The sequence below is a fragment of the Shewanella sp. 10N.286.45.A1 genome (assembly GCF_041470405.1).
Lineage (GTDB): Bacteria > Pseudomonadota > Gammaproteobacteria > Enterobacterales > Shewanellaceae > Shewanella.
This window is the reverse complement of the sequence record NZ_JBFRMK010000363.1, coordinates 1-901: the sequence shown is the minus strand read 5'-3', so window position 1 is coordinate 901 and position 901 is coordinate 1. Positions and strand designations below refer to the sequence as shown.

Below are 901 nucleotides of genomic sequence, written 5' to 3'. Positions count from 1 at the left end.
CGCAGTTGATGGCAATAAACGGTTGGTCTCGGCGCATACTGGCATCATGGCAAGCGCGAGACATCAATTCTTTACCGGTACCCGTTTCCCCTGTGATCAATAATGGTGCGTCAAGCTGAGCCATTCTGCGCGCTTGCACTAATACCTCTTTCATCTTGTCACTGGTGGCTAATACATTTTCAAAACCTGTCGTTTGGTTTTGCAGCGCATTAAATTGTTTACCTAACCGTGCTGGAGATTTCAGAGATACCACTGCACCAGCGAGGATCTGATTCTGACTACCATCAGGTAAATAAATGGGTAGCATCTCAGCTAAATACTCATTCTCGCCGATGTTAACTCGTGTTGCTTGCGCAAGCACTGTTGGTTCACCAAGCCAGCGGCTAAAGTTGAAACCTTGTACCCAATGGCCAATCGATTCATCTAGAATCTCATGTTCTGCCATGCCAATAATATGCATAGCAGATTCATTAACGATACGAATCCGCCCTTTAATATCGAGTGAAAATACCGAATCAGGCAGGGTTTTTAGCAGGGTTTTAAGCGCATAATGTTCCTGCTCAGAGGGCATAAATGACACTGTGCGTACATCGTGAACCCCTTCAACTTTGCGAATGAGTGGCAGTAATTCACTGAGAGTATCAAAGCTGACTTCAGCGAATTGTAGATACAGAAAACCTTGGTTGCTCGCATCGATGGCGAACAAGTTGATCCCATAATCTTCCATTATCAATAATATATCTTTAGCTAGACCGACTCGGTCTAAACAGCTGACTTCCAAGCGCATACTATTGCAGTTCCCTTTTGTAGATATTCGTTATTGGGATAAAACCAATTGCATTAATTATTCGATTACTTTGCTTTCAATTCAGAGACGTGATGGATAGTAATACCAATCAGT

Annotated in this window: 1 protein-coding gene; it reads right to left on the bottom strand. The window is 43.2% G+C overall.

Going from position 1 to position 901, the window contains the following annotated elements; all coding sequences use genetic code 11:
- Positions 1-787, bottom strand: a 787-nt coding sequence (locus AB4238_RS21205) for a sigma 54-interacting transcriptional regulator (protein WP_372035481.1), incomplete at its 3' end; no start/stop codon positions are given.
- Between the last annotated feature and the right edge of the window lie 114 nt (positions 788-901).